This is a genomic window from Candidatus Hepatincolaceae symbiont of Strigamia maritima, assembly GCF_055505085.1.
On sequence record NZ_DBKDTU010000031.1, the window covers coordinates 1 to 3,793 of the forward strand.

At 28.8% G+C, this 3,793-nt stretch carries 3 protein-coding genes; 2 read left to right on the plus strand and 1 reads right to left on the minus strand.

The features are described from left to right. Positions 1 to 41 precede the first annotated feature (41 nt). Complete coding sequence (locus ACQCX0_RS00765; protein ID WP_462562188.1) at positions 42 to 797, plus strand: hypothetical protein; 756 nt, start codon at positions 42 to 44, stop codon at positions 795 to 797. 406 nt (positions 798 to 1,203) lie between these two features. Next, positions 1,204 to 2,811, plus strand: coding sequence for a glucose-specific PTS transporter subunit IIBC (ptsG, locus tag ACQCX0_RS00770; protein ID WP_462562190.1), 1,608 nt, complete (start codon positions 1,204 to 1,206; stop codon positions 2,809 to 2,811). Between the two features lie 591 nt (positions 2,812 to 3,402). On the opposite strand, the gene ACQCX0_RS00775 is transcribed toward ptsG, so the two are convergent. Beyond that, positions 3,403 to 3,699, minus strand: a complete 297-nt coding sequence (locus tag ACQCX0_RS00775; protein WP_462562191.1) for an HU family DNA-binding protein — start codon at positions 3,697 to 3,699, stop codon at positions 3,403 to 3,405. Positions 3,700 to 3,793 lie beyond the last annotated feature (94 nt).

Genomic DNA, 3,793 nt, shown 5'->3' on the forward strand with positions numbered 1-3,793 from the left:
AAAGAATATAAATTTATTTATTAAAAGTTAGGTGAAAAATAATGCTACAAAATTTGTTAGTAGAAATTAAAAAAACTAGAATAGCAACTTTATTACTAATAGTAACTTTTATCTTTTATTCAATTTCTATGGAATATAGAATTACTCCTATCTTAACCATTTTCTTTGGAGTAATGGCTATTATTTTTGCAATTGTTGGGAACATTTGGTTGTTTCTATTTGCAGAGCTATATATTTTGTTAAGTTCTTTTGAGATGGGTTATAACTTCTTTGCGATGACTAACAATCTACAGTATGCTATGGGATTAGTAGCAATATATTGGTTGGGGTTAAATTTATTCGTGATTTATGGTTTTATTATGTGGAAAAAAAATCAACTTAATCAATACGTTATTACAAAACATATATCTAAAGTAGATATCATCCTGAGTGTGCTTATTAATATAATTATAGTAATATTAGTAAAAATTTATAGTTGGGATCCTTCTAGTTTTATAAATTCTATTATAGTGTTAATGAGTTGTTTAGTATTAGCAAATATCTTAATAACTGTATACTTTATTTGTTCTAGAGTAATTGAGGGGTGGTTTTATGGTATTTTTGCTATGATATTAAGTGCTACTGTATTTTTTCTTACTCTACAGGTTTACAATTATTATGTAAGTAGTTGGTTTGAATTATCTATTACATTTTTAAATGGGTTAATTTTCTTTTTAGCATATAAAAATTGGAAATCTAGAACTAAGTACACTCTACAAAAACAATTAACTAATACTGATATACATACAAAATCATAAAGTATCATAATTTTTTATAAAAGTGTCATAATTAATGTGTAATACTAGATATGATTAATAAACTTTCTTATGGGTACATTCTATATAAATAGACTTAATTAAGTGAGGTAGTATTATATATTAAATAAATATACAAAGCATATGCTTAGATAAAATATTTTATACTAAAATAATCTATAAACATCTGTTTTACTTACTTTTAAACTTTTTTTAGTATAAAATTATCGGTATCTTATACTTGATATTTAAAACTAATAGCTTGTCAACAAATTATAATAATGAAGATATATTCTATATATTTTGTTTGAAAGAATCCATGTAACACGTATTATAAATAATAATATACAATTTTAAATGATCGTGATATATTTAAAAAAGTATCTATTAAACATAAAAGGAGAACAAAATGAGTATGCTTACACATACCAAAACCGGTGGGGGAGCTTTTGCATTATTACAAAAAGTTGGCAGAGCTTTTATGCTTCCTATTGCATTGTTACCAGCCGCAGGTATTTTGCTAGGGGTTGGTGGTTCTTTATCAAATCCTGGCACTGTTGAGGCTTATCCTATATTCAATAATTATATTCTACAAAGTATTTTTCATTTAATGTCAGGAGCAGGTGGTATTGTTTTTGCTAATCTACCCTTACTATTTGCTATTGGTATTTGTGTAGGAGTTTCTAATAAAGAACATGGTGCCGCAGGATTAGCTGGGACAATTGGTTTTCTAGTAATGCATAAGGTAATTAATGTTATATTAGATATTAATTCTCAGTTAACTGTTGATAATCTAGCAGCAGTAGGGCAAACCTATGTTTTAGGCATTCAAAGTTTAGAAATGGGGGTGTTTGGAGGTATTATTGTAGGATTAATTACAGTATATTTACATAACAAATTTATAGATTTTTCACTACCGGCATTTCTAGCTTTTTTTAATGGAGCTAGATTTGTACCAATTATTACAGCTTGTTCTTTTATTGTAGTGGGGGCTTTAATGATTGTAATTTGGCCTCCGATACAGCAACTTATTCGAATTTTAGGAGAATTAGTGAATAGTACTGGGTATTTTGGAACTTTTATTTATGGCTTTATAGAACGTTCTTTAATACCATTTGGGTTACATCATATTTTCTATATGCCTTTTTGGCAAACTGAAGTTGGTGGTGTGGCAACAGTAATGGGAAAATTAATCTATGGAGCACAAAATATCTTTTTTGCAGAATTAGCAGACCCAACAGTGCAGAAATTTAGCATAGGGGTTGCTAGATTTATGGCTGGGAAAATGATTTTTATGATTTTTGGATTGCCGGCAGCAGCATTGGCAATATATCATTGTGCAAAACCTGAAAATAAGAAAATAGTAGGAAGTTTATTATTTTCAGCAGCTCTTACAGCCATGATAACGGGGATTACTGAACCGATAGAATTTACCTTTTTATTTGTTGCACCAGTGCTTTATGCTATTCATGCGGTATTAGCAGGTCTTGCATTTATGCTAACCCATATTTTTCAAATTACTATTGGGCAAACCTTCTCCGGTGGATTAATAGATTTTACCTTATTTGGAATTTTACAAGGGGAAGCTAAAACTAATTGGATGTATGTACCATTATTAGGTATAGGATATTCCGTTATCTATTATTCGCTATTTAGATTTGCTATTTTAAAATTTAATTTAATGACACCCGGTAGAGAAGAAGCAGTCTTGGAAGTAACCGATACAAAAGTTTCTTCTAATTTATCAGATCTAGCCGGAGAGATTATTATAGCTTTTGGAGGAGTAAATAATATGATTGATGTTGGAGCTTGTATGTCTAGGTTACGTATAACCGTTAGAGATTCTAATATGGTAAACATTCCTAAATTAAAAAGCTTAGGAGCCTCCGGAGTATTGAAAATAGGAGATGGAATTCAAGCTATTTTTGGTACAAGATCTGATTTAATTAAACAAGAAATTATACAAAAACTTAACCTTACTGAAAATAATGAAGGAATTTTAGAAGATAAAAAGTAATAATTTCTAATTATTTTATTAAAATTATAAAAAGCCTTTAAAGATTGGTTCTTTAAAGGCTTTTTTAGCTCTAAATACGATTTATTTATGTGGTAGAGTAGCATAGTATTTTATAAGTAATTTTCTAATAAGGACAAACAATTAATGATTGATCTTACCTTTTTATGGGATATAGCACAAGTATTGTTAATTGATATAATATTAGCATGTGGATCATGCTCTTATTATCGCTATGGCAACTACTAATATTTTAATACAGCAGCAAAAAAAGTTATACTTATGGGAATGAATGTATGTACATTTTGTAAAATTTACAACAATAGAGATTTTATAAATAATGAATTATCATAAAACTGTTATTTATATGTTCCAAGCGTTAGTAAATTTAGGGCTTATGGGTGGATTAAGCAGTACGACAAACGATTGAAGGTATTAAATGAAAATCAAGCAAAATTAGGGGTAAAACTGTAATAGATTTTGCAAAAATTACCAGAGATGATGCCTCCAAGTTTAGCAAGTGGTTACAATCAGTAGCTATAGTTGCTACAATTTACACTAAACGCTTAGTTAATTATAGTATACTTACTATAATTACTTCTTCTTAGAATTAACAACTTCATTAACCGCTTCTTTAATAGCTTTACCGGCTTTAAACTTAGGTTGAGTTCTAGCAGCAATCTTTACAGGCTCACCGGTTTTAGGATTACGACCTGTAGTAGCAGCCCTTTTTGATGTAGCAAAAGTACCAAAACCAATTAATCTAACCTCTTCACCTTTAGCTAAAGCACTACTTACCACAGCAACAAAAGCATTTACATACTCTTCAACATCTTTTTTCTTTAAATCTGCTTTTTTAGCAACAGCATTCACTAACTCTTCCTTGTTCATTTTCTTATATTCCTATTTACGAGACTTATATTTAACATAACTAAAAACTACCATATATTCTATAATAATTTAAAGAAAAAAGAATCTAAACTAT

Excerpts from the sequence above, each read along its gene's own strand:
- ACQCX0_RS00765 (WP_462562188.1), top strand. The coding sequence starts at position 42 with ATGCTACAAAATTTGTTAGTAGAAATTAAAAAAACTAGAATAGCAACT.
- ptsG (WP_462562190.1), top strand. The coding sequence starts at position 1,204 with ATGAGTATGCTTACACATACCAAAACCGGTGGGGGAGCTTTTGCATTA.
- ACQCX0_RS00775 (WP_462562191.1), bottom strand. The coding sequence starts at position 3,699 with ATGAACAAGGAAGAGTTAGTGAATGCTGTTGCTAAAAAAGCAGATTTA.